This is a genomic window from Methylobacterium pseudosasicola (assembly GCF_900114535.1).
Taxonomy (GTDB): domain Bacteria; phylum Pseudomonadota; class Alphaproteobacteria; order Rhizobiales; family Beijerinckiaceae; genus Methylobacterium; species Methylobacterium pseudosasicola.
On record NZ_FOTK01000001.1, the window covers coordinates 93,945 to 117,877 of the forward strand.

A 23,933-nucleotide genomic window follows, 5' to 3' on the forward strand; every position below is an offset into this window, starting at 1 on the left:
ACGACGGGGGGAACGACCATGCCCAGCTTCCGGGAGGCCCGCGATCTGCTGCTGGCCCATCGCACCGATTACGCGGCGGCGATTTCGGCCTTCGCCTGGCCGGACCCGGTGCCGTTCAACTGGGCGCTCGACTGGTTCGACGCCGAGCTCGCCGGCCCGGAGAGCCGCGACTGCACCGCGCTCCACATCGTCGAGGCCGCCAGCGGCGCCGAGCAGAGCCTGACCTTCGGGCAGATGGCGCGCCGGTCCAACCAGGTCGCCAATCACCTGCGCGGCCTCGGGCTGAAGCGCGGCGATCACCTGCTCCTTCTGCTCGGCAACGTCCCGGCCCTGTGGGAGACCATGCTGGCGGCGATGAAGCTCGGGGCTGTGGTCATCCCGGCCACCACCCTGCTCACCGCGGACGAGCTCGCCGACCGCCTGGCCCGCGGCCGACCCCGGGCGATCGTGGCCGGCCCCGAGCAGATCGGGCGCTTCTCCGGTCTCGAGACCGGCGGCGCGATCCGCATCGTCACCGGCGCGGCGACGGAGGGCTGGAGCGCCTACGACGACGCGTTCGGCGCATCCGAGACCTTCACCCCCGACGGGCCGACCGCGGCCGACGACCCGCTACTGCTCTACTTCACCTCGGGCACGACCGCGAAGCCGAAGCTGGTGCGCCACAGCCACCGCTCCTATCCGGTGGGAGCGCTCTCGACCATGTACTGGCTCGGGCTCCAGCCCGGGGACGTGCATTGCAACGTCTCCTCGCCGGGCTGGGCCAAGCACGCCTGGTCGTCGTTCTTCGCCCCCTGGAATGCCGGCGCGACCATCCTGGTCATCAACCAGGCGCCGTTCAATGCGGCGGCACTGCTCACGCAATTGGAACGGACCCGCGCCACCACGCTCTGTGCGCCGCCGACCGTGTGGCGGATGATCATTCAAGAGGACCTCACCGGCCGGTCGCTGGCTTTGCGCGAGATCTGCGCCGCCGGCGAGCCCCTGAACCCCGAGGTGATCGAGCGCGTGAAGGAGGCTTGGGGCGTCACGATCCGCGACGGCTACGGCCAGACCGAGACCACGGCCCTGATGGCCAACACCCCCGGCCAGCCGGTGGTGCCCGGGGCCCTCGGCCGGCCGCTGCCCGGCTACCGCGTGCGCGTCCTCGACGCCGACGGCGAGCCGGCCAGCGAGGGCGAGGTCTGCCTGGAACTCGGCGCGCATCGCCCCGCGGGCCTGATGCAGGGCTACGACGACGGCAGCGGCAACCTGTCGGGCGCGGACGGCGCGCTCTACCACACCGGCGACGTCGCCTTCGTGGACGACCAGGGCTGCTACACCTTCGTCGGGCGCGCCGACGACGTGTTCAAGTCGTCGGGCTACCGGATCAGCCCGTTCGAGCTGGAGAGCGTGCTGATCGAGCATCCGGCGGTGGCGGAAGCCGCGGTGGTGCCGATCCCCGATCCGATGCGCCACACGATCCCGAAGGCCTATGTCTCGCTGGTGGCGGGCGCCTCGGCCGGCCCGGAGACGGCGCTGGACATCTTCCGCTTCACCAACGCCCGGCTGGCGACCTTCAAGCGACTGCGCGGGCTCGAATTCGTCACCGAGCTGCCCAAGACCATCTCGGGCAAGATCCGCCGGGTGCAGCTGCGCCGCCTGGAGCATGACGGCGTGACCGAGGACCCGCATCGGGGCCGGGCCTACACGCAGGCCGATTTCCCCGAGCTGAAGGGCGAGACGGAGCGCAAGCTCGACCAGACGGCGGGATAATCCGAACGGCTCCGGACCCGTAAGCTCCGCTCAAGGTTTCCGGTTTCCGAACCGGAAGCCACGCATTCGCCGGGGTTTTCAAGGCGCCCGTCGACGGTGTCGCGCTAGAGCCCGCCGCCGCGGGCGAATCGATAAAATTGCGCCGATCCGCTTCAGCGCCGCGGAGGCTCTGCGGCGCAATCCTGTCCTCAGCAGCGAGGACGGGTTCGATGGGCGCGGGGCTTCTCAAGACGGTTCGGGTGACGCTCGCCGGCGCGCTGGTGCTGTTCGGCCTCGCGGTCACCGCCGAGGCCCAGACCCTGGCGAGCCTGCCCGCTGAAGCCGGCGCCAAGGTGCTCGGCGATGCCCGCCCGATCGCGGCCTGGGTGACGTTCTGCCAGTCCTACGCGGCGGAATGCGCGGTGGACCGGAGCGAGCCGGCCCGCATCAGCCTCACCCCGGCGACCTGGGCGACGATCGTCTCGATCAACCGCCGGGTGAACAAGTCGGTCGAGCCGATGACCGACATGGACCACCTGCACGTGCCCGACCGCTGGGACCTTGCCGAGGACGGCATCGGCGATTGCGAGGATTTCCAGCTGCTCAAGCGCCATCTGCTGGCCGAGGCCGGCCTGCCCCGGCGGGCGATGCGGATGACCGTGGTGATCGATGAGAAGGGCGAGGGCCACGCGGTGCTAACCCTGATCACCGATCGCGGCGACCTGATCCTCGACAACAAGACCAACGTGATCGAGGCCTGGCACAAGACCGGCTACGTGTTCATCAAGCGCGAGAGCCAGGACGCGACGGCCTGGGTGTCGCTGGGCGGCGTCACCTCGCCGGTCACCACTGCCAACCGCTAATCCGGCTTCCGGTCTCTAACGAGCCACGGTTTTCTAGAAGGCTCCGCCCTTTGGCGGGGCTGCGGAAGCGGAAGACGCGTCGCAAAGCGACCCTCCCACCACGGATCCCGGGTGTCCAAAGCCAACAAGCTCTCACCCCGTCATCCCGGGGTGCCGAAGGCGAGCCCGGGATCCAGAGCCGCCGACGGCGCAAGATCCTGATGCCACGGTAGTTCTGGATCCCGGGTTCCGCTGTGCGGCCCCGGGATGACGGGACTGTTGTCAGGAACGCCTTTGCAGGGGCCACGTGCCGTCGGGCAGGCGGGACAGTGGTCGGCAGGCGGGACAGTGCGCTGCCCGCCCCCTCCCACAAAAATCGTGACGAAGCCCGGTCCCGAGAGCCCTCGTCAGGCGGCGCGGCTGAGCGACGGCTGCGCGAGGCTCGCGACGTAGGTCTCGACCCGGCCGATGAAGCCGGCGAGATGGGGGGCGATGCCCCGGAGGCTGGCAAGGTCGCGGACCAGGATATCGCGCGACAGGGTGCGGTCGCCCTCGGTGGGCGAGCCGGCGAGGTAGGCATCCACGGCGTGCTCGGCGATGCCGATGGCACCGGCCCGACCATCCTCGGCGAGCGCTCTGATCACCTGCTGGATGGCGGGCTGCATCGTGAAATCCTTCTCTGGCATCGGGCGATCCCATGCGGGATGGCCGGGTTCTTGCGGAGTTGCTGATCCGCCCGCGAATCCACGCGCGGGCCTCCCCTGTCTCAAGCCGGCAAAGCTGGTTCGAATCAAGGCTTTCCGTGAGCGGGCAGGGCGGCCATTCCACCAGCGCATGCGCCGAGCGGCAGCAGCGCGGATGCAACACTCCCTCAAAGCGGAACCCGTGGAGCACCTTGCGCGTTTGTTACGCCCTTTGCGCCATTGTGCGTTGCACGCGCGCGTGTCACCTTCCCGTCATCATCGGTCGATGGGGCGTGATCCATGCGGCACGCGGATGTTGGAATTCCGGCTCTCGCGCTCATCGCGCCGCACTGGCGCGGATGGTCGATGCCGCTCCGCCGAGCCCGCCAGGCCGCGAGCCTCGCCCTGGTCGGCACGATCCTGATGCTAGGCGGCGCCAACACCCACGCCCATGCCCGCCTGACCCTGCCGGAGGGCGCGACCGTCCCGGAAGCCAACGGTCCCGTCGGCGCGATCGCCGGCTGGACCGAGTTCTGCGGGCGGATGCCAGAGGAATGCACCATCGACGCCGCGCAGCCCGTGGCGATCCCGCTCACCGTGGCCGTGTGGCGGACGCTGCGGAGCGTGAATCGCCGGGTCAACGCCCGGATCCGGCCGATCACCGACCAGGCGCATTGGGGCGTGGTCGACCGCTGGGACTTTCCCGATGATGGGTTCGGCGATTGCGAGGATTACCAACTGCTCAAGCGCCGGATGCTGGCGGAGCGCGGCCTGCCGCGGCGAGCCCTGCTGATGACCGTGGTGATCGACGAGACCAATGCCGGCCACGCGGTGCTGACGGTGCGCACCGATCAGGGCGATTTCATCCTCGACAACAAGACCGACGCGATCCGCCCGTGGCGGCGCACCGGCTACAGCTTCATCAAGCGCGCGGGCCAGGACGGGACGGCCTGGGTGTCTCTGGAGGGCCGGGACGGGGCAGCGCAGGTGGCGACCGCGGAGCCTTGAGCCCCGCGCTTGCCAAGGCTCCTGCCGGTCCGGCTCAGAGGGAGCTGCGGATCCCGGTCCGTCAGGCCGTCAGCCACGCCTCGTCCAGCGTCTCGTGCAGGGCCTGTCGAATGGTGGCAGCGAGATAATCGACCACCGGGTTGCCTCCCTGATCGGATCGGCGGAGCATAAGGCCGAGGGACGGCAGCGCGGGAAGGCCATGCCCGACGGCATCGAGCATGCCGATCGAGGCTGGCAGGCCGATCGGGGTCCGCAAGGCGATCCCCAAGCCCGCCGCCGTGGCCGCCCACAGGCCGCCGAGGCTTGGGCTGACAAAGGCGATCCGCCAAGCCAATCCGCGCCTGTCCAATTGCTCACAGGCGATCGTGCGCAGCACGCATGGCGCCTCCAAGGTGATGAGTGGTAGTGGCTCGCCGCGGTCGGCGTTCCAGAGGGGCGCGCCTTCGGATGCGCCAAGCCAGCACAGCGGCAGGGTGGCGACCCGCTCGGTCGCCGAAGCGGTGCCGTCGTCCCAGGCCAGGGCAAGATCCAGATGGCCTGACGCGATCTTGTCCATCAACTCGTCGTTGCGGGCGATGCGCCCCTCGATGCGAACCCTGGGATGTGCGCGGGCGAAGCGCCCAAGAACTTGCGGCAACACCATCTCACCGAAATCGGCTTGGAAGCCGAGCCGTATCCAGCCCTCCAGGTCCACGCCACGCACGGCGCTGAGCGCCTCGTCGTTGAGGCTCAGGAGGCGGCGGGCATAGGCGTGCAGCGTCTCGCCCGCATCGGTCAGCGTCAGCCCACGCCCCGATTTACGCAGTAAAGCTACGGCGGACTGCTCCTCCAGCTTCTTGAGCTGTGCGCTCACCGCCGAGGTCGAGCGCCCGAGCCTGTCGGCCGCACGCGCGAAGGAGCCAGCCTCCACGCCAACCACGAAACTGCGCAGGGCATCCATGTCGAGATTGGTGAGGCGCATCAAACCGTCCTGAAATTCGGGATCAAAAATCCCGAACAATCTGATTTTCAGGATTACGATCGCCATTCATGCTGCGTCCGTCAACCGCTCTCGGAAGGACGCACCGATGCCTTTCACCCGGATATCCCTGCTGGCCGGCAAGTCCCCGGCTTATCTCGCGGCTGTATCGGATAGTCTCGATCGCGCCCTCGTCGCGGCTTTCGAGGTTCCGGAAAACGATCGCTTCGTGGCGATCCACCAGCATCAGCCCGGCGAGCTGATCTTCGATCGCACCTATCGCGGCGGTCCGCGCTCGGACGACTACATCTTCTTTCACATCACGACCGGGAGGATGCGCTCAGAAGAGACCAAGGCCCGTTTCTACCAGCGCCTGGTCGAGAACCTCGCGCAAGCGCCCGGCGTGAGGCCAGAAGACGTCATGGTGTCCCTGGTCAACGCCACCTTCGAGGACTGGTCGTTCGCGTCAGGCATCTCGGCCGCTGCGCCGGCGGAGGAAACCGGTCGATGAGCGATCCCCTCGCCACGACCGCGGGCCATCCGTCGACGATGACCGTCCGGCGCGCAGGAGAGGGGATATCGGCCGGCCCTGAGGGGGTCGCCAGGGATCCCTTCCGCGTCCAGATCCTGCTGTCGAGTCTGACGGATGGCGAGATGACGGCGATGCGCGCCTTCCTGCCGCCGGGCGTCGTGCCGCACTGGCACGCTCATCCCCGCGGACAATTGCTCTTCGTCCTCGACGGCATCGGCTTGGTCCGGCGTGAGGGCGGCGCTGTGATCGAGGTTCGTGCCGGGGACAGCGTCTGGTTCGCACCCGACGAGCGCCATTGGCACGGCGCCTCCCCATCGAGCCCCTTCAGCTATCTCAGCGTTCAGCCGGTGCAGGGCGGAACAGCTGTCCGCTGGATGGAGCCTGTCGAGCCGGAGCGTGTCACGACGTGACGACGGCGTCCGAGTGCGAACGGGCAAGTTCGGGCTTTCACAGGGCTTGCAGCCCGGACCGTCCTCGGTCTTAGGCGCCGACCAGCATCGCCGCGAGATCGAGGGCGACCCGGCCCGAGAGCAGGCCCCAGCCGCAGGCGATCACGGTCGCGAGCATCACGAACGGCATCGGACGGCCTTCGATCGTCCGACCGCGGACGGTGTTGCGCAGGATGATGAACGGGGCCGAGAAGGCCAGCATCGGCAGGGCCGCCACCGCCGGCAGGCCGCCCCGCTCCAGCAGGCTGAAGCTCGCCCGCCGCGCGGCGAACAGCTCGAAGGCGCTTGCGATCAGCCCCGACAGCGCCAAGCCGATGCACAGGGTCCGGATCGATTCGAGGGCGGCTGGCGTAAGGACCATTATTCGCGCTCCTAAACTGACTGATGGCAGTTTAGGCACACGATTTACCGGTTGTTAAGCAATCACGCGGGTTAGCCTTAACCCATACACAGGCGCGGGCCGGTGGAACCCGGCCCGCGACCGCTGCGTCAGACCTCTTCCTCGAGGTCGATGTCGAGGATCGCCATGCGGAAGACGAAGGAATCGTCGCCGTCCTCCTTGTCGTCGGCGATGACGCCGATCGATTCCTCGCCGATGAACACCTCGGCGGAATCGCCGGTCTTCATCGCGGTCAGGCGGATGTTGTTGTTGGCGAACTTGCGGCGCAGGTAGTCCTGCAGCTTCGCGGTCTCGGCTTTGGTCACGCTGTCTGGCCTCCCATGGCGACGATGACGGTGCGGCGCTGACGCCCGGATCGGCGGAGGGCTTGCCACGCGAGCGGCGGAGCGGCAAGCGCAGCCTCGTCGGGTCTCAGATCCCGTCGCCCACATGGATGAACTGGTCGAGGGCGACCAGCTGGTCCATGGCCCGGGCCGGATCGTCGCAGCCCGCGGTGCCGACGACGCGCGCCGGCACGCCCACCACCGTGGTGTTGGCCGGGACCGGCCGCAGCACCACCGAGCCCGCCGCCACCCGGGCGCAGGCGCCGACCTCGATATTGCCCAGGATCTTGGCGCCGGCGCCGATCATCACGCCCCGGCGGATCTTGGGGTGGCGGTCGCCGCGCTGCTTGCCGGTGCCGCCCAGCGTCACCCCGTGCAGGATCGACACGTCGTCCTCGATCACCGCGGTCGAGCCGACCACGAGGCCGGTGGCGTGGTCCAGGAACACGCCGCGACCGATCCGGGCAGCGGGGTGGATGTCGCACTGGAAGACTTCGGAGACCCGGCTCTGCAGGTAGAGGGCGAGGTCGCGCCGGCCCCGGGTCCAGACATGGTGGGCGAGGCGATAGGCCTGGAGCGCGTGAAAACCCTTGAAGTACAGGACCGGCTCCAGCGCCCGCAGAGTCGCGGGATCGCGGTCGATCACCGCGCCGATATCGGCCCGGAACGCCTGCCCGATGGCGGGATCCGCGGCGATCGCCTCGTGGAACGCGTGGGCGACGAGCTCGGCCGGCAGCGAGGGGTGCCCCAGCCGGGCCGCGACCCGGTGGGCGACGGCACCCTCCAGGGTGGCATGGTTCAGGATCGTGGCGACGATAAAGGAGGCGAGCTGCGGCTCGGTGCGCAGCACGTCCTCGGCCTCGGCGCGCAGCCGCGACCAGACCGGATCGCAGACCGCGAGGTCGTCCGCATCGTGACGGAAGGCTGGGCTGAGGGCTGGACTGGCGCTCATGGACGGTGGCTCATGATCGAGATGTCGGGCTCGCTGTTCGCTGTTCCGACGGCGGATCCGGCCCCGTCGCCCGGTCCGACCAGGCGCTGCAGCGAAGCTCTGGCACGGCGACGGACGAGGTGAAGGACCCCGCCGTCGCGGGGCATCCTAGCACATCGTCCTACATTCGAAGCCATGCGCGAGGCGCTTGGTCTTATGCATCGTGCGTTCCGAAACCCGGCCGACCCTGTCGGGAGGATGCCATAGCGTGATACGCCGCACCACGGCGATCAAGGGCATCGGGGCCGCGGGGGATGCCGCACCGGCCTCGTTGTCACCGGCTCCGCGCCGGTCAGCCCGCCGCGACGGTTGCGCCGAACCGCGCCTCGATCGCCGCGGTGAGCCGGTCGACCATGGTCTGGAGCGGGATGTCGGAGGTGTCGACCGTGGCCGAGGCCCGGGCGTAGAGCGGCTCCCGGCTCGCCAGCACGGCGCGCAGCTCCTGCATTGCCGAGGCATGGTCGCCGGTGGTGGCGAGGTGTCCCTGCTCCCGCACCCGGCTCATATGCTCCTCGGGGCGGGCGCGGAGCCAGATCGTGTAGAAGGCCTGGAGCAGCAGGTCGTAGGTCAGCGGCTCGGCGACGATGCCGCCGCTGGTCGCCAGGATCAGCGGGCCCGGATGCTCGGTGAGGCGGCGGAGCGCCGCCTGTTCCAGCCGGCGGTAGCCCTCCTGGCCGTAGATCGCGAAGATCTCCCGCACCGAGAGCGCGTTCTCGCGCTCGATCTCGGCGTTCAGCTCGACGAAGGTCCAGCCCAGGCGCTCGGCCGCGAGCTTGCCCAGGGTCGACTTGCCGGCGCCGCGCAGGCCGATCAGCGCCACGCGCAGGCGGCCGTTCGATTCCGGCCTGCTGCCGCCCGAGAGCGCCTCCTTGGCGGCGGCGACCTGCGCCGGCGTCGCCTGGGCGAGGAGGTCGCGCACCACCGGCCAATCGGGCAGGCCGTCATTTCCGGTGATCAGGTCGTCGAGCCGCACGCCCATGGCGTTCGCGACCCGCCGCAGCAGGATGATCGAGACGTTGCCCTGGCCGCCTTCGAGCTGCGCGATGTAGCGCTCCGACAGGCCCGAGGTCTGGGACAGCACCTTGCGCGACAGGCCGCGCACGGTGCGCGCGTGCCTGACGCGGCGCCCGAGATCGGTGAGAAAGAGTGATTCCTGTTCCAACACGCCGGTCATGGCGTCGTCCGCTTTCCTGCCAGCCCGAAAGCAGAGTGCTTGCCCTGCATGTCTGCCACTTCAAGATGAATTCTGCTTCACAGCCGCGGACCGAGCGGGTGCTGCCCGACCGTTCGTGCGAAGCCTGGCGTATCCTGCCCTGAGATCTGTATTGCGCCGCCTGTGCCCGGCCGCTTCGACCGGTCGACGGGCCAGTGCCGCGCCGGTCCAACCCTGTTGCTGGCGTCGCGCCTATGTGTTGCGGAACGGCCCGGTGGTCAAGCCTTGAGCGGGATCCTCGTGTGGGCAGAGGGGGGACAAGCGGGGGTTGTCCGGTCGCCGGTCCGCCGCGTGCCGCCTCATTCGACGGGAATCGCGGTGGCCTCGCGGACGGGGGCAGCGGCGGCGGGCGCGCGGCGCGGCGCTGCGGCGGCCAGCAGCTGGATCGAGGGCCGGCGCGGCGGCAGCGGCACCTCCACGGCTTCGGCGACCGGGGTGGCCGCGTCGGCCGGGGCGGTCGCGGCCGCCGGGGTCATCGGGGCCGGCTCGGCCTGCGGCGACAGGCGCAGCTCGGCGAGCTGGGCCGGGGCGGCTGCCGCGACGGCGCTGCCGAGGCCGGCCGGGCGGCGCGGCGGCAGCGGTACCTCGACGGTCTCGACCGCCGCCACCTGCACGGTGGCGCTCGTCGCCGGGCTCGCCGCGGCGGCCACGGGCTCGACGGTGAGGCTTGCATATTCGGCCACGCCGCTGAAGGCGGCCGGACGCCGGGGCGGGAGCGGGACTTCCACCGTCTCGGTCGGCACTGCCGCCACCGCGGCGGCGGTCGGGGCGTAGGCCAAGGCTGCCGAGGCGGCGGCGGAATCGCTCACGCCGCCACCGAACAGGCTCGCCAGGGCGCTGGCCGAGGCCGCCACGGGGGCCACCACCGAGGCGACCTCGCTGGAGATGCCCTGGCGCTTGGCCGCGTAGTAATAGCCGCGGTTGTAGTACTGGTAGGCTTGGCTGACGTTGCCCTGGGCGGTGCGATAGGCCCCCGCCAGATAGGCGACGCCGTAGCGAAGATTGGTCGCCGGATCGAGGAGCCCGGCGGCGTCGCCGGTATAGCCGAGGCTGCGGGCCGTCGCGTGCTTGATCTGCATCAGGCCCAGCGCACTGCCGCCCTTCGCGTTCGGATTGTAGTTGCTCTCGCGCTTGACCACCGCGTGGACGAAGCTCGCCGGGACGCCGTTCGCCTTGGCCTGCTGCTCGATCAACGCGTCGATGTTGTCGCGCGGGGCCTGCCCGTAGGCGGCGACGGGCGCGACCGCGAGAGCGGCAGCCAGGAGAAGGCGATGCATTCCGAGACCCGGTCCAGCTTGTTCTGGTCAAGCTAGGTCGCGGGGAAATGAGGCCGGAAAGCGGCCCGGATTCGTCAGCCTGTGGGCGGCTGCGGCATGCGATGCGTCTGTGCCTCGCCGGCCACAGGCGCGGACCGTCCGGTTAACCATCCCGCTTATCCACAGGGCGCTGCGTCCCCAGGGCGGTCACGGCAGGATGAAGCGCCCGATCCCGTGCGCGAAACCGTCGGCGCCGTTGCTGTCCGTCACGGCGCTGGCGGCGGATTTCACGGCCGCCTCGGCATTGCCCATCGCCACCGAGAAGCCGCTGCGGTCGAACATCGGCCGGTCGTTGCCGGCATCCCCGAAGGTCGCGATCCGCTCGGGCGGGATGCCGAGATGGCGGCTCATCCAGGTCACGAACTGGCCCTTGTCGAGCCCGGGAGGCGTCACGTCCAGGTAATAGGCCTGGGAGCGGTGCACGGTGGCGCGCTCGGCAAGCGCCGCCCCGATCCGGTCCTCGCAGGCGGCGAGGTGGGCGTGATCGCGGCTGACTCCGACGATCTTCGAGGCCGCGCCCATGAGTGTGCCGAGATCGGCGACCACGCGCGGCGCGGCGCCGATCGTCCGGCGCTCGAGGTCGGTATAGGGCCCGTCCGGATCGCGCAGCCACCAGGCGCCCTCGGCGAAGATCCAGACGTCGAGGTTCTCGGCCGCGAGACGCTCCAGGGCCTCGCGGGCGGCAGCTTCCGGGATCAGCCGCTCCTCGAGGGTCGAGAGGTCCGGCCGGACGACGCTCGCGCCGTTGAACGCGCCCATGGGCAGGTCGAGGCCGAGCTCGGCGACGAGGGCTCTCAGGCCGAGCGGTGGGCGCGCCGACGCGATGCTGAACCCGATCCCGGCCGCCCGCAGCCGCTTCACGGCGGCGATGGTCGAGGGGGCGAGGCTCTTGTCGTCGGTCACCAGCGTGCCGTCGACATCGGAGATCACCAAGGCGATCCCGGTGGCCTTCTGCGAATCCGCCGCCATGGCTCAGGTCCTTCCGGCTCGGGTGCGGGCATCTTCGGCGAGCTGCGCCACGACGCGGTCGGCGATCGTCTCCGGCGGTGCGTCGATCCCCACGGTGATCGGGTGCTCGTCGGGCCCGGGGATCTCCAGGGTCGCGAACTGGCTGTCGAGCAGGCGCGGCGACATGAAATGTCCGTGGCGGTCGGTGAGGCGCTTGGCGACCAGGGCCTTGTCGCCGTCGAGGTAGACGATGCGTACGCGCCGGCTCCCGCGGGTGAGCACGTCGCGGTACGCCCGGCGCAGGGCCGAGCAGACCACCACGCCGGACTCCCCGGAATCCAACCGGTGCTGGATCCAGACCGCGATCCGGGCGAGCCACGGCGCGCGATCCTCGTCGTCCAGGGCGTGGCCCGCATGCATCTTCGCCACGTGCTCGGGGGTGTGGAAGCTGTCGCCGTCGACGAAGATCCAGCCGAGCCGTTCGGCGATCAGGGCGCCGACGGTGCTCTTGCCGGAGCCCGAGACCCCCATCACCACCAGGACCTGCGCGGCCCTCGCCGCCGCTCCGGCATCGGTCTGCGCGCCCATCCGCACCACTCTGCTCCGGCGGCGCCTCCGCGCCTCACGCGCTTCATCAATAGGATCGGCAGCCGGGAAGGAAAGATCGCTGGGGAACACCGGGTCGCGTCTCGACATCGTCCGGAACCCCCGGGAGGGCGCCGCGTTCTCGATAGCGAAGACGGAACATTTCAGGAACGGGAATCCCATGGCCAAGGCAGCTGACAAGCACGACACCACCCAGGAGAACCCGAAGACCGATCCGAAGGACGTCTCGAACCAGATCAAGGATCCGGATCAGTGGACCACCGGCGGTGAGCCGATGACCGGGGCGCAGGCCTCGTATCTCAAGACTCTGTCGGAAGAGGCCAAGGAGCCGAAGGCGTTCGAGCCCGATCTCGACAAGGCCGAAGCCTCCAAGCGGATCGACGATCTGCGCCATAAGGCCGGTCACGCCTGAGTTTTCGATAGGCGCCGTTTAGAGCGCGCCTTTATCAGAGGCTGATACAGTCGCGAGGGTCGGAACCTGTCCAGGTTTCGGCCCTTCGATATTTTAGTCTTCGGTGTCGAAAACGCCGAATTTCGAAGGATCGATTAAGCCGGCGGCAATGAGCGTTGCGCTAGACGGTTCCCATACGGCGCGTTCGCCCGGGCGGCCCGGGGAGTCGGAGGCACGGATGGCAGAGCCGAGCTGCGACAGGCCTGGGGTAAGCGCCGGACGATCCCACGTGCTCGACCTTGCCCGGCGGGCGGCTTTCCGGGCCACGCTTTTCGCCCGCGACGCGCGCGGCTCCACGGCGATGGAATACGCCCTGATCGGCGCTCTGATCTTCGTCGTCGCGGCCGGCAGTCTCCGCTACTACGGGTCCCGGATGATCCCGATCTACAATCAGATCAGCACCGCGGTGACCCAAGCCAATTGAGTGCTGCGATCCGGTGTACCAATCCCGACGCGCGCCGCATAATTATCCCGCGCTTGCCCCGAAAAAGCTGTGCTTAGTGAGGATGAAACGGCCCTCTCGCCCGTCGCGGGCGGAGTGTGGCCCACCCGCTACGGACACCCTTGCCGCTATGGGCTAGGCACGGGCTCGGCAAAACCGATGGGCAACATCTGGATGCGCAAACTTCCCCTCGCTCTGCTCGCCGTCACGGCGATGTCGGGCTGCACGTATCTGCCCGCGGCGGGGCCGACGGCGAGCGCGATCGAGGCGGGCGCGGAAGTCGCCACCGCCGATGGCGGCACGCTCGCCCGCTACGAGATCATCGACGTCACCCCCTCCGTCATCGAGGCCCTGCGCGGACGCCCGCTCGACAGCCTGCTCGCCTCCTTCGGCGACCACCGCCCGTCCTCCGAGCCGGTGATCGGCATCGGCGACATGGTCTCGGTCTCGGTCTGGGAAGCCGGATCCGGCGGCCTGTTCTCCGGACCGCTCGTCGCCGACCGCTTCTCCGCCGGCTCCAAATCCGCCCTCATCCCCGAGCAGCCGGTTGGCCGCGACGGCGCGATCTCTGTGCCCTATGCCGGGCGCATCAAGGTCGCCGGACGCCGGCCCCAGGACGTCCAGGGCCTGATCGAGAACGAGCTCGCGGGCAAGGCCATCCAGCCGCAGGTGCTGGTCTCGGTCACAAGGCCGATCAGTCAGGCGGTCACCGTCACCGGCGAGGGCGCGGCCGGCGCCCGCCTGCCGCTCTCGGGCCACGGCGACCGCATCCTCGACGTGATCGCGGCCGCCGGCGGCAACCGCTCGCCGGTGTCGGAGACCTTCGTGCGCCTGTCGCGCGGGCCGGTCACCGCCACGGTGCCGCTGACCACGGTGGTGTCGAACCCGAAGGAGAACATCTACCTGCGGCCCAACGACGTGCTGACCCTGGTGCGCGACCCGCAGACCTTCCTGGCGGTGGGCGCGCTCGGCCAAGCAACCGAGCTGCCGTTCCAGGCCGACGGCATCACCCTCGCCCAGGCGCTCGCCAAGGCGCGCGGCCTGTCGGACTTCGCCGCCGACCCGGCCGGGACGTTCATCTTCCGGTTCGAGCCGGCCAGCGTGGTGCGCCGCCTGAACCCGGCCACGAAGCTCACCGGCACGCCGCTGGTGCCGGTGGTCTACCGGATCAACATGCGCGACCCCAACAGCCTGTTCACCACCCAGGCGTTCCGCATGCGCAACCGCGACCTCGTCTACGTCTCCAACGCCCCCTTCACCGAAGTGTCGAAGGTGCTGTCGGTCTTCACCTCCGTGACCGGGCCGGTCTCCTCGGTGGCGACCGCGTACTACTACGCAAAGTAAGCACGGGACGACTTCCCTTAGGCGGCGGAAAACAATCGCGTTCCGCCGCGTCCTCGCGTATGGGCTTTGCATACGGTTTGGTGCGTAGCGGGAGCGCGCGTACGGAGCCGCAAACCGCCCTCGCCGGTGGCTGCCTCGCGCAAGGATGCCTAGAAGAGCCCGATGAAGATCGGACGCGTCGTCTCTGCCCGCGGGCTGTTCCGGCCCACGCTGTTTCCCTTGAGCCTGTGTCTCGCGCTCCTGTCGGCCGGGTCGGCTTCGGCCGATGTCGTGGTCGGCGTGGCGGTGCCGCGCTCGGGGCCTTACGTCGCCGTGGGCGAGCAGGTGCTGCGCGGCGTCGAGGCCGCGGCCCGGGACGCCAACGCCATGGGCGGCCTCGACGGCCAGCCCGTGACCCTCGACGTCCAGGACGATGCCTGCGACTCCAACACCGCCACCGCGGTCGCCAACCACTTCGTGCGCTCCGACGTGCGCCTCGTCGTCGGCCATGTCTGCTCGAACGCCTCGATCGCGGCCTCCGACATCTACGCCCAGAACGGCGTCGTGATGATCAGCGCGGCCTCGGTCTCGGCCCGGCTGACCGACCGGGGGCTGCCGAACGTCTTCCGGGTCTGCGGGCGCGACGACGACCAGGCCCGGCTATCGGCCGCGGTGCTGGCCGAGCGGTTCCGCGACCGCAAGATCGGGCTGATCCAGGACCAGACCCCGGCCTCCCGGACGCTGGCGGCCGCCACCAAGGACAATCTCAACCGGATCGGCATCAACGAGGCCCTGTCCCTGTCGTTCGCGCCGAGCGACGCGGACGACGCCGCCCTGGTGGACCGGCTCAAGGGCGCGGGGATCGAGGTTGTGTATTACGGCGGCGACGCCACCGAGATGGGCCGCCTCGTGAAGATCGCCGCCGATCGCGGCTACCGCCCGCAATGGTTCGGCACCTCGGCCATCGCCACGCCGGACTTCGCCAAGATCGCCGGCGCGGCGAGCAATGGCGTGCTGATGACCTTCTACCTCGATCCGAGCCGCCAGCCCGCCGCCGCTACCGTCGTGAAGGCGTTCAAGGCCGAGGGCGTCGATCCCACCGGCTCGACCATCTACGGCTACGCCGCCCTGCAGGCCCTGGTCGCGGCCGGCAACTTCGCCCATTCCGCCGAGCCGAAGCCGATCGCCCAGGCGCTCCACACGGAGCGGTTCGACCTCGTGCTCGGCACGGTCGGGTTCGATTCCAAGGGCGATGTCACCGCCCAGGGCTATGTTCTGTATGTTTGGAAGGACGGGAGTTTTACGCCTGCCGGGAAGTGAACCCGGACTCCTGCCGCGCTCCCGACGGTCGCCTAATCCCGCTCGGCGGCATCGACCTCTGTACCGCGTCCCAGCCCGCGCAGCAGCTCGGCGAGGTGCGGCCGGACCCGCAGCTGGAGGGCGTGGAGCTGGCGGACCGCCTCGCTGAGCCGGCCCTCCCGGCCGAGCATGGCGTCGGCGAAGCCGATCATCCGGGCGTTGGGCCAGGCCGGCTCGCGCAGGGCGTGGAGGCGGGCGACCAGGGCGTCGGCGGATGTCTTCGGCTCGGCCTGGGCGAACAGCATCAGCAGCGCTGCCGTAGAGCGCGACAGGCCGTAATGGCAATGGACCAGGAGGTGGCCGGCGCCGTCGAGGTCACGCCCGAAGCCGAGGATCGCCGCGACATGCTCGGGCTCGGGCGGCACGAGGCCGTCGCCGGGGCCGAGGCAATCGTGGAAATGCAGGGTCGTGCGGGCATGGGCGCCGTAGCGCGCGAAGGCCTCCGGTTCGGGGGTTCCGGGATCGAGCAGGGACAGGACGTGGCTGACCCCGCGCGTGCCGTGGCCGGCAAGCTCCTCCAGGCCGCAGACGGTGTGCAAGGTGACTTCGGGCGGGGTGACTTCGGGCTCGGATCGCATGGCCGGGCGGGTATCATGGCTGCCGCGCGGTTTCGAGGCGCGACGGGGTCGCGGCGGGTGCGCTTCGAGAACGCAAGCGGACGTGCTACCTGCGCGCCGATCCTCCGCCGGCCGGATGTGGACACGCTGAGACGAGATGCCGTTGGACGAGCCTCAGAGCGCGCAATCTCCCGCCGGTGGACCGCGCCGCCGCACGATCCTCACCGCCGGCCTCGGCGCGGCGATCGCCGGGCCGCTGGCCGCGCCCGCCCTGGCGCAGGGCGCCCCCGAGTTGCGCTGGCGCCTGTCCTCGGCCTACGCCAAGAACCTCGACATCCTGTTCGGCGCGCCCGAAGCGCTGAGCCGGATCGTCGCCGAGGCCACTGACGGCCACTTCCAGATCCAGGTTCTCGGCCCCGGCGAGCCGGTCCCGGCTGAGACCCTGCTCGATGCCGTGTCGGCCGGCACTGTGGAGATGGGCCACGGCCCGGCGACCCTCGGCCAGGCCAAGGATCCGACCTTCGCGCTGGCCACCGCGATCCCGTTCGGCCTCAACGCCCGGGGCGCCGCCGCCTGGTGGCAGGCGGGGGGCGCGTCGGAGCTGTTCGCCGAGGTCTTCGCCAAATCCGGGCTGGTCTGCCTGCCGGGCGGCAACACCGGCGCGCAGATGGGCGGCTGGTTCCGGCGCGAGATCAAGAGCGTCGCCGATCTCCAAGGCCTGAAGTTCCGCATCGGCGGCATGGGTGGCCAGGTGCTCGCCAAGTTCGGCGTCCAGCCGCAGGCGACCCCCGGCCCCGAGATCTACCAGGCGCTGGAATCGAAGAAGCTCGACGCGGCCGAGTGGATCGGCCCCTACGACGACGAGCGGCTCGGATTGCAGAAGGTCGCGCCGGTCTACCACTATCCCGGCTTCTGGGAGGGCGGCGCGATGCTGCACTTCTGGTTCAACGCCGAGAAGTGGAAGGCGCTGCCCAAAACCTACCAGGCGATCCTGCGCGCGGCGGCTGCCGAGGTCGGGGCCGAGGTCCAGGCCAAGTACGATGCCCGCAACCCGCAGGCCCTGCGCCGGCTGGTCGCCGGCGGCGCCCAGCTCCGGCCGTTCCCGCAGGATGTGATGGAGGGCGCGCTCAAGAACGCCAACGACGTCTACGCCGAGATCGCCGCCAAGAACGCGGATTTCCGCCGGGTCTACGAGGCGATGCGCACCTTCCGGAACGAGGAATATCTCTGGTTCCAAGTGGCCGAGTACACGTACGATAACTTCATGATTCGGGCCCGGGCGCGAGGCTAGCGAGGTCGAGAAATCCTGGTTTCAAAAGGTCTTCGACCTTTTGCGGGTCCAGGGCGGAGCCCTGGTATCTCGTGGGCTCCGCCCCCGAACCCCGCCAAAGGGCTGAGCCCTTTGGGAACCCGGTCTTTGGGGCTGCTATCCAGGCGCGCCGAACAGGGAAGGAGACGGCATGATCGGGACGCTGAGACTCGGCCTGGCGCTACTCGGGGTGGCGCTGCCGCTCCAGGCGCTGGCGCAATCGCCCGTCAACCTCACGGCCCTGCGCGGCCTGGCGCCGGTCGCCCGGCTGCAGGGGAGCCCGGAGGGCAAGGCCGCGCTCGACGCCAACCTGCGGGTGACCGGCGACATCCAGGGCGGCACCCTCAAGCAGCCGACCCTGCTGCCCTTCCCGGAGCAGCAGCAACTGGCGCTGCGGGATTGCTTCATCACCGACGGCAACGCCACCGGCCTCGCCGACGGCCTCGGCACGACGCTCGCCGCCGCCTATCAGGGCCGGGCGCGCTACAGCGACTACAAGGCCTTCACCAGCATCGCGCCGACGGTGGCCGACCTGATCGGCTACACCAACAACGTCACCAAGTCGGATTCGAATGCGGGCAAGTACTTCTTCGCCAACGGCACCACCAACGGCAAGCACCCGGTCTCGGCCGAAGCCGCTGCCCTGCTGACGGACGGCACCGTCACCGACGTGTTCGGCAAGGCCTATGGCCGGCCAGCCGGCAGCCCGGGGGCCGACCGGTTCGGCAATTCCCGGCCGTTCCAGACCCTGCCGGCGCTCCTGGCCTATCGGGGCGAGGATTATTTCGGCGAGGCGTCCCACTCCCTCGATTGGCTGCGCGGCCCGAAGCAGGATCTCGTCGACAGCCCATCCTATCCGAGCGGACACACGACCTACGGCTACACCGAGTCGCTGATCCTCGCGCTGCTGGTGCCGGAGCGCTACCAGCAGATGATCGCCCGGGCCGCCGAATACGGCAACGACCGGATCATCGTCGGGGCGCATTACGCCATGGACGTGATCGGCGGGCGGGCGACCTCGCTCCACGCGGTGGCGCATCTGCTCGCCAACGATCCGGCCTATGTCGGCCAGATCCGGAAGAACCCCGCGGTGATCGACGCGAACGCGACCGATGCGGACAAGCGCGTCGGCGTGACCGATTACCAAGCGCTCCTGAAGGAGGCCCGGGCGGCGATGACCGACGCGCTCAAGGCCGGCTGCGGCGACACGGTGGCGGCCTGCGCGGCGCGGGATACCGGCCGGTTCAAGGACGCAGCCGCCAATGCGGCCTTCTACGAGGCGACCCAGACCTACGGGTTGCCTGTCGTGCACGACGCCACCGCCAAGGCCCGGGAGGATGTCGGCAAGATCGCCCCGGAGGCGGGCCACCTGCTGACCGCGGCCTTCCCGGCGCTGACGCTGGCCGAGGCCAACGCCATCCTGACCGAGACGCAGGGCGCCGGCGGCGGCTTCCTCGACAACGGTTCGGAATTCGGGGTGTATTCCCGGATCAACCTCTACGCGGCGGCCGGCAAGGCAGCGGCGCTGGCGGCGAGCCGATCCGGGGCGAGCGCGGCGCGCTGACGGGGACCTCTCGGGGCCTCAGAACACGGCGTGGTCGCCGCGCTCAGCGACGGCCTCGCCCCGGACGACCCGGGCGTGATAGGCGAACAGCGTGTCCGACCCCGTCGAGGGCGTGGCGTTCGCATCGTAGCGGCCCGTGGCCGGATCCAGCACGAGCATCGACTCCGTGGCGTAGTAGCGCCCGATGCGGGCCAACTCGGCCTTGGCGGCCAGGGCCGGGACCCATCGCCCGAGCGTGGCCAGGACGGCAATGATCCCGTCCAGCAGCGCCACCGGCACGTGCCGGAAGCGCGGCTCGCGCCCGAGCAGCGCGAACAGGTTCTCGCCCTGCGCCTTCGGGGTGATCGCGTCACCCGGTCCACCGATCGGGAGAACGCGATTGCGCCGGTCCTCGTTGTCGATGCAGTCCGCGAGGTAGCGGCCCAGATCATCGTCGCTGATCGGCTTGCAGGCGGTCAGCATCCCGTCGCCGAAGACCAGGAACGGCTTGCCGCGCCTCACGCGGTCGATTTGCCCCGAGAGCGATTTGAAGAACGCGGTCGGCCGCACGATCGTGTAGGCGAGGCCCGAGTCCATCAGCACCCGCTCGAACGCCAGCTTGGCGTGCTGGAAGGCGAGGACCGGCTTCTGGACGCAGATCGCCGAGAGCAGGACGACCTGCGTGACGCCGGCTGCCTTTGCGGCCTCCAGTGCGTTCAGTTGCGCCTGATAGTCGATCGCCCAGGCATCGTCGGGCAACCCGGTGCGCGAGGCGAGACACGAGACCAAGACGTCGAACGGCTCGCCTCGGATGCCGTCACGGGCGAGGGAGGCCGGATCGGTCACGTCCGCGACCCGCGCGGTGACCCCCGTGGGCAACGGGACGGGATCCGCCGGCCCTGATGGGTCGCGGCGTCTGACGAGGCAGACGACCGCGTGACCGCGCGCCGCCAGCGCCCGCACCGTCGCGCGGCCGATCGTGCCGGTGCCGCCCAGGACGAGGACGCGCCGGGGGCCAGGGCTCTCCGGCCGATCCGCCCTCACGGCACCCGCTTGCGCAGCACGAAACTCCCCACCGCCAAAAACTTCTGCGCCCGCTTGCCGGTGTCGACCTCGGTGGTGAACACGTTACCCTGGGAATCGACCGCGAGGTTGTGGACCCAGTGGAACTGGCCGGCCATGCGACCGTTGCGGCCGAAGGCGCCGACTGTCGCGCCGGTGGCCCGCTCGAGGGTGCGGACTTCGTTGTTGGCTCCGTCGGCGTTGAGCAGGTAGGTCTCATCGGCGTCGGGCCACAGGGCCAGCTCCCAGACCGAGCCGTTGGCCCGGGTGTTCGGCTCGACGAAAAACTCCTTCACGAAGCTGCCGTCCTTCCGGAACACCTGGATCCGGTTGTTGGTGCGGTCGCAGACATAGACCAGCCCGTCCTGGGCGATGCGCACGCAATGGACCGGGTTGGCGAATTGCTGGCGCGGGGCGGCGGCCGGGTCGTAGGGGCCGAGCTTGTCGTCGGTGGGCGGCTTGCCGTAGGCCCCCCACATCCGCTTGAACGCCCCGGTGTCCCGGTCAAACACGATGATGCGGTGGTTGTAGTAGCCGTCCGCCACGTAGACCTCGTTGGCCGCCCCGTCGAAATCGACATTGGCGGGCTTGCCCAGGCGGCTGGTGTCGCGGCTGTCGGTCTGCGGGCCGGACTTGCCGATCTGCAGGACGAACGTGCCGTCGGCCGTGAACTTCAGGAGCTGGCCGTCCTGGTCGCCGTTGCCGGCGATCCAGACGAAGCCTTTCTCGTCGATCTGGATACCGTGCTCGTTGGTCGGCCAGTCGTAGCCCTCGCCGGGGCCGCCCCAGCTGCGCAGCAGGGTGCCGTCCTGGGCGAATTCGAGCACCGGCGGGGCGGGCTTGCAGCATTTGCTGCGCGGTGGGTCGAGGCTCGCGGCCTTCTCGTCGTCGGTGAGCGTGCGCGGCCGCTGGACCACCCAGACATGGTCCTGCGCATCCACGGCGACGCCGGAGGCCTGGCCCAGGATCCAGTCGTTCGGCAGCGGTTTCGGCCAGGACGGGTCGACCTGGAAGCGCGGCGCCTCCGCGGCGGCGGGGCCCGCGAGGGCGAGCAGGCAGGCCAAAGCCGGCAGCGAAGCGGAAAGAATCCTCATGGCGTGTCCTCCCGGCGCCTGTCCCGGCGCTCGACGCCAGCATGGCGTCCCGCGCGGTCCGCGACCAGCCGGTCGACCGCGCCCGGGTGACAGAAGGAGCCCTGAAAAGAAAAAAGGCCACTCCCGAAGGAGCGGCCCGAAGTCTAGGGAGGAAACGCCCAAGAAGGGCAGCGGGACCGCGACGCCATCGCCATCCCGCGCTGCACAATCTGCGCGCATCGCAGAAAATTGCAAGACCACCAGGACAGAAAGGCTGTCCTTTTTTGCGACGTCAGAGGGATCGGCGAGGCGTTGTGTCGAAAATGCCGCAGCGGTACCGGTGCCTCGGAGAACAGATCTCGTGCGCGATCGACCGACAAAATCGACCCTAAACCCTTGGAAATCCTGATTTCACCGTACCGCATCCGCTGCCGGCCGACGATTTCACTGCGGCATTTCATAACGGGACGATGAACGGACGAATTCGATAGCCGCTCTAGCTCTCTGGCGAAGTTACTCTTGATCCAAGTGAAGAAAGCGTGCGTGCGAATATGGCGATTCAGGGTGAGCGGATCCGGGTTCTCAACGATGTCGAGCCGCGGGCGGACGGGCGTTACGTCCTGTATCTCCTGCAGCAGGCTAACCGGGCCCGGTTCAACCCGGCCCTCGAGCTCGCCATCGAGGAGGCGAACCGCCTCGACTTGCCGGTGATCGCCTGTTTCGGCCTGCTCGACGGCAAGAGCGGATTCCCCGAGGCCAATGCCCGGCACTACGCTTTCCTGCTCCAGGGGCTCGCGGATGCGAAGGCGGGGCTGGAAAAGCGCGGAATCGGCTTCGTGATGCGCAAGTGCTCGCCCGCGAAGATCGCCATCGACCTCGCTAAGGAAGCGGCCCTGCTGGTGCTCGACCGGGGCTACCTGGCCATTCAGAAGGGCTGGTACCGGGAGATCACCAAGGCGGTGAAGACCCGGATCGTCCAGGTCGAGGGCGACGTGGTCGTGCCGGTGGAGACCGCCTCGAACAAGCACGAATTCGCCGCCCGGACGCTCCGGCCGAAGCTGAACCGGCTCTGGGATCCGTTCATCGCCGACCTGCGCCCGCCCAAGCTCAAGCATGCCGCGAAGGACGTGACGCCCAAGGGCGAGATCGACGTCTCCGATCCCGAGGCGGTGCTCGCCGGCATGAGCCTCGACCGGGTGGTCGGGCCGGTGAAGCGCTTCATCGGCGGCGAGACCGAGGCTCGCAAGCGACTGAAGGCGTTCCTGAAGGACGGGTTCGAGGGCTACGGCAACGGCCGCAACAGGCCGGAGGCGTCGGCCGCCTCGCACATGAGCCCGTTCCTGCATTTCGGCCAGATCTCGCCCGTGGAGATCGCCCTGGCGGTGCGGGAGGCCAAGGCCGGCGACGACGACGATCGCGGCGCCTATCTGGAGGAGCTGATCGTCCGGCGCGAGCTCGCCATGAACCACGTCTTCTACACGGAGGGCTACGACGATTACGACAAGGCCGTGCCGGATTGGGCGCGCAAGACGCTGGCCGAGCAGGCCGAGGACAAGCGCCCGCACGCATACTCGGAAGAGCAGCTCGCGGCCGGCGAGACCCACGACCTCTACTGGAACGCCGCGATGCGCGAGATGCGCGAGACCGGCTACATGCACAACCAGCTGCGGATGTACTGGGGCAAGAAGATCCTGGAATGGTCGCCCTCGCCCAAGGAGGGCTTCGCCCGGACGCTCCGGCTCAACAACCGCTACTTCCTGGACGGGCGCGACCCCAATTCCTTCACCAACGTCGCCTGGGTCTACGGCCTCCACGACCGCCCCTGGCAGCGCCGCCCGATCTTCGGCACGGTCCGCTACCAGAGCGAGAACTCGCTGAAGAAGTTCGATGCGAAGGGGTATGTGAAGGCGGTGGAGCGGTTGTGCGCGGCAGAGGGGTGAGGGGCTACGTCCAGGCAGGTCCTGCTCGAGGCACCGCTGGAAAACGTGTCGCCGAAAAATCGGACACGGATGTCCGCTCCGGCTTGATGTTCGGACAAGGATGTCCGATGCTGCCCCCGTCGAAACGGAGATGGGGCATGAAGCGAGAGGATCTCATCCGGGATCTGCGGCGCTTCGCCAGGAAGAACGGACTCGCCTTCGACCTGCTGAAGGATAAGGGAAAGGAGTCGCACTACACGGTCAAGGTCGGCGACAGGACCACCACTGTGCAGAGCGGCGAGCTCAAGCCTCTCTGGTTCAAGCGGATCCTGAAGCAGCTGGAGATCGACCCCGATGCCTTCTAGGCACGCGTGTCGCCCCGTCTCACTTCGGCCCCTCGCACGGACGGAGGTCCGACCATGGATTTTCATTGGACTTACGCGGTCGCGCTCAAGCGCGAGGAGGACGGCTCGGTCGGGGCCTATGCGGCGGCGATGCCCGACGCCGTCGCGTTCGGCGCCGACGAGGCCGAGGCGCTCGCCGAGATGGTGCAGGCCCTGGACGCGGCGGTGCGGGGGCGAATCCAATTCGGCATGGATCTGGAGCCGCCCCCGGCGGCTGTCGCCGCGGCCGAGGCGTTGCACCGGATCACCCTCGCTCCGGCACTCGCCGCCAAGGCGACGATCTATGTGCTGTGGCGCAACTCGGGCCTGTCCAAGGTCGCCCTGGCGAAGTTGCTCGATGTCGACGAGCGGGAGGCGCGGCGCGTCCTCGATCCCGATCACCCGACCGGCCTCGACCGGCTGGCCGCCGCCGCGGTCGTGTTCGGGCATCGGCTGACGGTCGGCGCCGTGCCGGCGTAGCGGCGTGGAGAGAGGGGCGCCCCATTCCCCGC

25 protein-coding genes and 1 pseudogene are annotated in these 23,933 nt (G+C 69.4%); 14 read left to right on the forward strand and 12 right to left on the reverse strand.

The window, feature by feature from the left end; all coding sequences use genetic code 11:
* Nucleotides 1-18: 18 nt before the first annotated feature.
* Together BM228_RS00485 and BM228_RS00490 are read left to right on the forward strand one after the other, a co-directional pair.
* Complete coding sequence (locus BM228_RS00485) at nt 19-1,752, forward strand: AMP-binding protein (RefSeq protein ID WP_092036161.1); 1,734 nt, start codon at nt 19-21, stop codon at nt 1,750-1,752.
* 209 nt (nt 1,753-1,961) lie between these two features.
* On the forward strand, nt 1,962-2,594 hold the full coding sequence (locus BM228_RS00490) for a transglutaminase-like cysteine peptidase (protein ID WP_092036163.1): 633 nt from the start codon (nt 1,962-1,964) through the stop codon (nt 2,592-2,594).
* 386 nt (nt 2,595-2,980) lie between these two features.
* Here BM228_RS00490 and BM228_RS00495 read toward each other — a convergent pair whose 3' ends face one another.
* On the reverse strand, nt 2,981-3,259 hold the full coding sequence (locus BM228_RS00495) for a hypothetical protein (protein WP_244536975.1): 279 nt from the start codon (nt 3,257-3,259) through the stop codon (nt 2,981-2,983).
* A gap of 363 nt (nt 3,260-3,622) precedes the next feature.
* Between BM228_RS00495 and BM228_RS00500 the strand changes: the two genes are divergently transcribed.
* Nucleotides 3,623-4,264, forward strand: coding sequence for a transglutaminase-like cysteine peptidase (locus BM228_RS00500; RefSeq protein ID WP_425284881.1), 642 nt, complete (start codon nt 3,623-3,625; stop codon nt 4,262-4,264).
* Nucleotides 4,265-4,325: 61 nt separating this feature from the next.
* Here the strand turns inward: BM228_RS00500 and BM228_RS00505 are convergent, their stop codons facing one another.
* On the reverse strand, nt 4,326-5,225 hold the full coding sequence (locus BM228_RS00505; RefSeq protein WP_092036703.1) for a LysR substrate-binding domain-containing protein: 900 nt from the start codon (nt 5,223-5,225) through the stop codon (nt 4,326-4,328).
* Between the two features lie 106 nt (nt 5,226-5,331).
* Here BM228_RS00505 and BM228_RS00510 point away from each other — a divergent pair, with 106 nt between their 5' ends.
* Together BM228_RS00510 and BM228_RS00515 are read left to right on the forward strand one after the other, a co-directional pair.
* Nucleotides 5,332-5,733, forward strand: coding sequence for a tautomerase family protein (locus BM228_RS00510; protein ID WP_092036167.1), 402 nt, complete (start codon nt 5,332-5,334; stop codon nt 5,731-5,733).
* The gene (locus BM228_RS00515) at nt 5,730-6,164 is read left to right on the forward strand and encodes a cupin domain-containing protein (protein WP_092036169.1); all 435 of its coding nucleotides are present in this window, start codon (nt 5,730-5,732) and stop codon (nt 6,162-6,164) included. Before BM228_RS00510 ends, BM228_RS00515 begins: the two co-directional genes overlap by 4 nt.
* A gap of 70 nt (nt 6,165-6,234) precedes the next feature.
* Here the strand turns inward: BM228_RS00515 and BM228_RS00520 are convergent, their stop codons facing one another.
* The 7 genes and pseudogenes from BM228_RS00520 to BM228_RS00550 all read right to left on the reverse strand — a co-directional run bounded on the left by BM228_RS00520 (nt 6,235) and on the right by BM228_RS00550 (nt 11,982).
* On the reverse strand, nt 6,235-6,564 hold the full coding sequence (locus BM228_RS00520; protein WP_092036171.1) for a DUF6949 family protein: 330 nt from the start codon (nt 6,562-6,564) through the stop codon (nt 6,235-6,237).
* 128 nt (nt 6,565-6,692) lie between these two features.
* Nucleotides 6,693-6,908 carry a DUF3126 family protein gene (locus BM228_RS00525; protein WP_092036173.1) on the reverse strand — a complete coding sequence of 72 codons (216 nt, stop codon included), beginning with the start codon at nt 6,906-6,908 and terminating at the stop codon, nt 6,693-6,695.
* Between the two features lie 106 nt (nt 6,909-7,014).
* The gene (cysE, locus tag BM228_RS00530; protein ID WP_092036174.1) at nt 7,015-7,878 is read right to left on the reverse strand and encodes a serine O-acetyltransferase; all 864 of its coding nucleotides are present in this window, start codon (nt 7,876-7,878) and stop codon (nt 7,015-7,017) included.
* Nucleotides 7,879-8,209: 331 nt separating this feature from the next.
* A pseudogene (locus BM228_RS00535) lies at nt 8,210-9,106 on the reverse strand (helix-turn-helix transcriptional regulator); the annotation flags it as partial.
* A gap of 323 nt (nt 9,107-9,429) precedes the next feature.
* Complete coding sequence (locus BM228_RS00540; protein WP_092036177.1) at nt 9,430-10,407, reverse strand: lytic transglycosylase domain-containing protein; 978 nt, start codon at nt 10,405-10,407, stop codon at nt 9,430-9,432.
* Nucleotides 10,408-10,593: 186 nt separating this feature from the next.
* Nucleotides 10,594-11,415 (reverse strand): Cof-type HAD-IIB family hydrolase, encoded by an 822-nt coding sequence (locus tag BM228_RS00545; RefSeq protein ID WP_092036179.1) that lies wholly within the window; start codon nt 11,413-11,415, stop codon nt 10,594-10,596.
* Between the two features lie 3 nt (nt 11,416-11,418).
* Nucleotides 11,419-11,982 (reverse strand): gluconokinase, encoded by a 564-nt coding sequence (locus BM228_RS00550; RefSeq protein WP_092036181.1) that lies wholly within the window; start codon nt 11,980-11,982, stop codon nt 11,419-11,421.
* A 178-nt stretch (nt 11,983-12,160) separates the two neighbouring features.
* Between BM228_RS00550 and BM228_RS00555 the strand changes: the two genes are divergently transcribed.
* The 4 genes from BM228_RS00555 to BM228_RS00570 all read left to right on the forward strand — a co-directional run bounded on the left by BM228_RS00555 (nt 12,161) and on the right by BM228_RS00570 (nt 15,536).
* A complete protein-coding gene (locus tag BM228_RS00555) occupies nt 12,161-12,412 on the forward strand; it encodes a DUF3072 domain-containing protein (RefSeq protein WP_092036183.1) in 252 nt (83 codons plus the stop codon).
* Nucleotides 12,413-12,680: 268 nt separating this feature from the next.
* A complete protein-coding gene (locus BM228_RS00560; RefSeq protein ID WP_092036185.1) occupies nt 12,681-12,875 on the forward strand; it encodes a Flp family type IVb pilin in 195 nt (64 codons plus the stop codon).
* A 192-nt stretch (nt 12,876-13,067) separates the two neighbouring features.
* Complete coding sequence (locus tag BM228_RS00565; RefSeq protein ID WP_092036705.1) at nt 13,068-14,237, forward strand: polysaccharide biosynthesis/export family protein; 1,170 nt, start codon at nt 13,068-13,070, stop codon at nt 14,235-14,237.
* A gap of 162 nt (nt 14,238-14,399) precedes the next feature.
* Nucleotides 14,400-15,536 carry a branched-chain amino acid ABC transporter substrate-binding protein gene (locus BM228_RS00570; RefSeq protein WP_092036187.1) on the forward strand — a complete coding sequence of 379 codons (1,137 nt, stop codon included), beginning with the start codon at nt 14,400-14,402 and terminating at the stop codon, nt 15,534-15,536.
* Between the two features lie 32 nt (nt 15,537-15,568).
* On the opposite strand, the gene BM228_RS00575 is transcribed toward BM228_RS00570, so the two are convergent.
* Entirely contained in the window at nt 15,569-16,153 is a 585-nt protein-coding gene (locus tag BM228_RS00575; RefSeq protein ID WP_092036189.1) for a tyrosine phosphatase family protein, read from the reverse strand.
* A gap of 142 nt (nt 16,154-16,295) precedes the next feature.
* Between BM228_RS00575 and BM228_RS00580 the strand changes: the two genes are divergently transcribed.
* Complete coding sequence (locus BM228_RS00580; protein ID WP_244536976.1) at nt 16,296-17,423, forward strand: TRAP transporter substrate-binding protein; 1,128 nt, start codon at nt 16,296-16,298, stop codon at nt 17,421-17,423.
* Between the two features lie 169 nt (nt 17,424-17,592).
* Nucleotides 17,593-19,005, forward strand: coding sequence for a phosphatase PAP2 family protein (locus tag BM228_RS00585; protein WP_092036193.1), 1,413 nt, complete (start codon nt 17,593-17,595; stop codon nt 19,003-19,005).
* 18 nt (nt 19,006-19,023) lie between these two features.
* On the opposite strand, the gene BM228_RS00590 is transcribed toward BM228_RS00585, so the two are convergent.
* Together BM228_RS00590 and BM228_RS00595 are read right to left on the reverse strand one after the other, a co-directional pair.
* The gene (locus BM228_RS00590) at nt 19,024-20,028 is read right to left on the reverse strand and encodes an NAD(P)H-binding protein (protein WP_092036194.1); all 1,005 of its coding nucleotides are present in this window, start codon (nt 20,026-20,028) and stop codon (nt 19,024-19,026) included.
* The gene (locus tag BM228_RS00595; RefSeq protein ID WP_092036197.1) at nt 20,025-21,140 is read right to left on the reverse strand and encodes an NHL repeat-containing protein; all 1,116 of its coding nucleotides are present in this window, start codon (nt 21,138-21,140) and stop codon (nt 20,025-20,027) included. The genes BM228_RS00590 and BM228_RS00595 overlap by 4 nt, the downstream gene beginning before the upstream one ends.
* A gap of 530 nt (nt 21,141-21,670) precedes the next feature.
* Here BM228_RS00595 and BM228_RS00600 point away from each other — a divergent pair.
* The 3 genes from BM228_RS00600 (at nt 21,671) to BM228_RS00610 (ending at nt 23,901) form a co-directional block, all read left to right on the forward strand.
* Nucleotides 21,671-23,059: a deoxyribodipyrimidine photo-lyase gene (locus BM228_RS00600; RefSeq protein WP_092036199.1), complete on the forward strand. Its 1,389-nt coding sequence runs from the start codon at nt 21,671-21,673 to the stop codon at nt 23,057-23,059.
* Between the two features lie 137 nt (nt 23,060-23,196).
* Nucleotides 23,197-23,403, forward strand: coding sequence for a hypothetical protein (locus BM228_RS00605; protein WP_092036201.1), 207 nt, complete (start codon nt 23,197-23,199; stop codon nt 23,401-23,403).
* 54 nt (nt 23,404-23,457) lie between these two features.
* Complete coding sequence (locus tag BM228_RS00610; protein ID WP_092036203.1) at nt 23,458-23,901, forward strand: type II toxin-antitoxin system HicB family antitoxin; 444 nt, start codon at nt 23,458-23,460, stop codon at nt 23,899-23,901.
* Nucleotides 23,902-23,933 lie beyond the last annotated feature (32 nt).